This window comes from Yoonia sp. (assembly GCF_036007805.1).
Lineage (GTDB): Bacteria > Pseudomonadota > Alphaproteobacteria > Rhodobacterales > Rhodobacteraceae > Yoonia.
Window position 1 is genome coordinate 1 of record NZ_DASYOK010000192.1, and the last position, 4,569, is coordinate 4,569.

Annotated in this window: 7 protein-coding genes; 3 read left to right on the top strand and 4 right to left on the bottom strand. The window is 58.7% G+C overall.

The window, feature by feature from the left end; translation table 11 throughout:
• Positions 1-500, top strand: a 500-nt coding sequence (gene pncA, locus VGP75_RS11045; RefSeq protein WP_327543716.1) for a bifunctional nicotinamidase/pyrazinamidase, incomplete at its 5' end; no start/stop codon positions are given.
• On the opposite strand, the gene VGP75_RS11050 is transcribed toward pncA, so the two are convergent.
• Together VGP75_RS11050 and VGP75_RS11055 are read right to left on the bottom strand one after the other, a co-directional pair.
• On the bottom strand, positions 497-1,354 hold the full coding sequence (locus tag VGP75_RS11050) for a DMT family transporter (RefSeq protein ID WP_327543717.1): 858 nt from the start codon (positions 1,352-1,354) through the stop codon (positions 497-499). The two genes, pncA and VGP75_RS11050, sit on opposite strands and share 4 nt — an antisense overlap.
• Before the next feature lie 34 nt (positions 1,355-1,388).
• Positions 1,389-1,895 (bottom strand): hypothetical protein, encoded by a 507-nt coding sequence (locus VGP75_RS11055; protein ID WP_327543718.1) that lies wholly within the window; start codon positions 1,893-1,895, stop codon positions 1,389-1,391.
• Between the two features lie 70 nt (positions 1,896-1,965).
• On the opposite strand from VGP75_RS11055, the gene pncB reads away from it, so the two are divergent.
• Entirely contained in the window at positions 1,966-3,258 is a 1,293-nt protein-coding gene (gene pncB, locus VGP75_RS11060) for a nicotinate phosphoribosyltransferase (protein ID WP_327543719.1), read from the top strand.
• Positions 3,259-3,346: 88 nt separating this feature from the next.
• Here pncB and VGP75_RS11065 read toward each other — a convergent pair whose 3' ends face one another.
• Complete coding sequence (locus VGP75_RS11065) at positions 3,347-3,682, bottom strand: cupin domain-containing protein (protein WP_327543720.1); 336 nt, start codon at positions 3,680-3,682, stop codon at positions 3,347-3,349.
• An 87-nt stretch (positions 3,683-3,769) separates the two neighbouring features.
• The gene (arfB, locus tag VGP75_RS11070) at positions 3,770-4,189 is read right to left on the bottom strand and encodes an alternative ribosome rescue aminoacyl-tRNA hydrolase ArfB (protein WP_327543721.1); all 420 of its coding nucleotides are present in this window, start codon (positions 4,187-4,189) and stop codon (positions 3,770-3,772) included.
• 160 nt (positions 4,190-4,349) lie between these two features.
• On the opposite strand from arfB, the gene VGP75_RS11075 reads away from it, so the two are divergent.
• Positions 4,350-4,569: hypothetical protein (locus VGP75_RS11075; protein WP_327543722.1), on the top strand; the 220-nt coding region annotated here is incomplete at its 3' end.

Below are 4,569 nucleotides of genomic sequence, written 5' to 3' on the forward strand. Positions count from 1 at the left end.
TCAACACGGCCATGGCCAGTTTCGATGCGGTGATCCTGACCCAAGACTGGCACCCTGCAGGCCATTCTTCATTTGCATCTACGCATGATGCGGCCCCGATGAGCATGATGGAAATGCCTTACGGGCCGCAGGTGCTCTGGCCCGATCACTGTATCCAGGGCACACAGGGTGCCGCCTTTCACAACCAACTGCACGTTGACCGCGCCGATCTGATCATCCGCAAAGGGTTTAACCCCGCGATTGACAGCTATTCGGCCTTCTTCGAGAACGACAAGACCACACCAACGGGGCTGGAAGGCTATTTGCGCACCCGCGGGATCACCACCCTCACTCTGGTCGGGTTGGCGACAGATTTTTGCGTCAATTATTCTGCAGTGGATGCCGCGAAACTGGGCTTTGATGTGACAGTGAACATGGCACTTTGTCGGGCCATTGATTTTGACGGGTCGCTGGATGCAGCCAAAGACGGCATGGTGCAGGCTGGTGTAACGCTGGCCTAGTGGCCCCTCCGCGCAAACCAGACCGACGACACCCCGCCCACCATAATGATGAACAGACCAATCAGACTTAGACCATCCGGCCATTGCGCAAAAACAAGCCAGCCGATGACCATGGCCGCCAAAAGCTGGCTATAGATCAGCGGAGCAACAACACCGGCAGGCGTGGTGCGGTTCACCAGCACCAGCAAAAGGTTCCCCCCCGCAGATCCCAAAGCCGAAATCGTGATCAGCCCCAGATAGGAAAGCGTCATGTCCGGGATGGGGGCCAATGCAAAAGGCGAGAGCAGAACAGCGCCGATCAAGAGTTGGGAAAACAGCAAAAACCGCGGGCGGAACCCCCCGGCGAGCCAGCGGGTCGCGACCAGATAGGACCCGTGGAAACACCCCGCCAGCATGGCAAAGCCCATGCCGGTGGTCATGCCAAAACCTGGGCGCACGACAAGCAACACACCGGCAAAACTGACCAGCAAAAGACAGGTCCGTAGCACGGTAATGCGCTCGCGCAGCAGGAGCGCCGAAAGGAAATAGGACACCACCGGCCCCACAAAGAAACCTGCAAAGACATTGGCAAGCGGTTCGGTTTTCAGCGCGGTCAGGATGCAGACGATGCCGCCCACAATCAGGGCTGCGCGCAGATAAAGCCGCCAATCCGTCAGATGCGCCAGATCCGCGCGCACCAGCCCGCACAAAGGGGCCAGCAACAAAGCAGCCAGTGCAAAGCGTGTCCATGCCACGAAGGTTTGGGGGAAACCTGCGCCGGTCAGCACCGTCGCCGCCGCATCCCCGCCGACAATCAGCGTCATCGCCAGAACGACCGCGCCAACCAGACCGGCGGAATAGGGGGTGGTCGTCATGCGGGGGCCTTTTGACGCGCGGCGTGTGACGGGATCACATCAGCGTCTGGCTGGCGACATAGAATAGCAGGATCAGCCCGAGCAGAAGCCCGCCCAAGGCCAGCATCCGGCGGCCCTTCTTTTGCCGTGATGCGATACGTGCGGCGATGATCTCATTGGTCAGATCGTCTGACCTGACACCTGGCAAAGGCGCCAACAGCGCATCCTCGACCGGTTCCGCAGTCGAAAGCGCATTCATGAAGGCATCAAAATCAAAGCCACCCCAATTCACATTGGCCAGATCATAGGCATCCAGATTGGCCGTGAGCCGGTCAATCAGCGCGATCCGCGCCTCTTCATCGCGCATCGGATAACGGCCCGGAGGGGCGCCGCTGTTGTACTCTTGCAAGATAAATCCGCTGTCGGAGAAATAGGCCTGAACGGCGGCGTCGGCCTCCTTCAGCGCGGCGACCGTAGCCGGATCACGAAACATCGCAACCTTTTCGCCCGCCACGCCTGTTGGTGGCACCTCCACCATATCGAAATCGTAACGCAATGCCATGTTCACGGCCCCCTTGCCACACCAGCGCCCGCTTGATCTAACACGTAAGCGCCAGCAGGGGGAACTGAATATGGTTGATATCGCAACACGGGTCTGGAACCACAAGTGGAAGATCGATCCGATCGTGCGGTCCTTGATAGATACGGACTTTTACAAACTGCTGATGTGCCAGTCTGTTTTCCGTAATCATCCCGACACGCATGTGTCCTTTTCCCTGATCAACCGCACGAAATCCATCCGTCTGGCCGAACTGGTGGATGAAGGCGAACTGCGTGAGCAGCTTGATCATATCCGCTCGCTGCGGCTGACCCGCGGCGAGAGCACGTGGCTGCGCGGCAATACCTTTTACGGCAAACGCCAGATGTTCACCCCCGCCTTCATGGAGTGGTTCGAGAACCTGCAATTGCCGCCCTATCATCTGGAAAAGAAAGACGGGCAATACGAGCTGACCTTTGAAGGCACTTGGCCCGAAGTCATGCTCTGGGAAATTCCCGCGCTTGCGGTGATCATGGAATTGCGCAGCCGCGCGGTGCTCAAGGATATGGGCCGGTTTGAATTGCAGGTGCTTTACGCGCGCGCGATGACAAAGCTGTGGGAGAAAATCGGTCATCTGCGCACGATCCCCGATCTGCGTGTCGCAGATTTCGGGACGCGGCGGCGACATTCCTATCTGTGGCAGGACTGGTGCGTGCAGGCGATGATGGAGGGCTTGGGCGATAAATTCACGGGCACATCGAACTGCCGGATTGCGATGATGCGCGAAATCGAAGCGATCGGGACAAATGCCCATGAACTGCCGATGGTCTATGCGGCCTTGGCCGAGAGCGACGAAGAACTGCGGCAATCGCCCTATGATGTACTGGCGGACTGGCAGGAAGAACATGACGGCAATCTGCGCATCATTCTGCCCGATACCTTCGGCACCAAAGGGTTCCTGCAAGGCGCCCCTGACTGGCTGGCTGGCTGGACCGGTATCCGCGTGGATAGCGGCGATCCCGCAGCGGGGGCCGAAACCGCGATTGCATGGTGGAAGTCACGCGGCGAAGACCCGCGCGAAAAGCTGGTTATTTTCTCCGACGGGCTTGATGTGGACAAGATCGTCGCGTTGCACCAACAATTCGCCGGCCGCGTGCGGGTGTCTTTTGGCTGGGGCACGATGCTGACGAATGATTTCAAAGGTCTGGTCGCCAATGACGGGCTCGCGCCCTTCTCGCTGGTCTGCAAAGCCGTGTCTGCCAATGGGCGTCCGACGGTCAAGCTGAGCGACAACCCGAATAAAGCGATGGGGCCGGAGGCAGAGATCGCGCGCTACAAGCGGGTGTTCGGGGTGGGCGCACAGGAGAAGGTTGAGGTCGTGGTTTAGGACGGTTCTGACCGCGCCCGCGTTCTCAAGCGACAAAGTGAACCGACGCATTTGACATCAAGGCGACGGTCAGCACTGCCCCCCCTCATCAAACCCTGATCACATATTCCTTCACCGTGGTTTCTTCCACGTCCCATTCGCCCACGAACCCCGGGCGCAGAACAAAGCTGTCGCCGGTCTTCACCGTCATGCAACTGCCGTCCTGCCCGTGGATATGCGACACGCCCGACAGGATGCGGCAGTATTCCCATTCGTCATAACTGATCCGCCAGCGCCCCGGCGTGCTGCGCCAGATCCCGCAGTAGAGGCCGTCGCGCTCTTCATGGTTCCACGTGGTAAAGACCGGATCGCCCGAGATCAGCTTTTCCGGTGCGGGGCGGTCTGTTTCGCCCGCGCCTGTGGTGTCCAGTCTGTAGATCAGCATCGGTGGCCCTTTCATGCGGTTGTCTCGGGGCTATTGATGCGCGAAAGGGGCGGATAAGGGAAACACGAAGTTTCGGCAGGCCCCGCCTTACGTATCCGGATCAACAGACCCCCGCAACGCCTTCACTTCCCCGCGCACTTTCTTTGCCTTCAGCCGCCGCTTCACCGATCCATAGGTCGGTTTCGTCGCCTGCCGCCGTTTTGCGACCACCAGCGCCTTGCGGATCAATTCGGCCATCCGGTCGCGCGCGATCTCGCGGTTGCGGGCCTGGCTGCGGGTCTCTTGGACAAAGATCACAACCGCGCCGTCCTTGGTCCATTTCTGGCCCGCCAGCCGTTTCAGGCGCGCCTTGACCGCCTCGGTCAGATGCGGAGAGCGCGCGGCCTCGAACCGCAACTCGACCGCCGTGGACACTTTGTTCACATTCTGCCCGCCGGGGCCGGACGACCGCGCAAAACTCTCGGTCAGCTCCCAATCGGCAATCTCGATCTGATCGTTGATACGCATGTGATGTCCGTGTGCGGGGTTGGTGGGGAGAGCATACACGGGCGGCGGGGGCGTGGGTAGGGGAGGGGAACTATTGCAGGTTGGCCGCGAAGGACAAGCGATTGAGTTTGTCACTGTTACGATCTAAGGTTGTTTCGAATGTCTGCAAGGAACACCAAAGATGGCGGTAAATGATCAATACCTGTTAGATGAAATACTCAAGCAACAAAAGAACGAACTATTTCCACATATTTCTGATGCGGGTTTCTTTGAGTATTTTTGTGCTGCCGAAATTCTGAAAGACTTCGAGCTTTCTTATGAAGAGGTCATAGGTGGGATCGTTGATGGCGAGCACGACGGTGGGATTGACTCGATTTATGCATTTGTGAACGGAAGTCTTG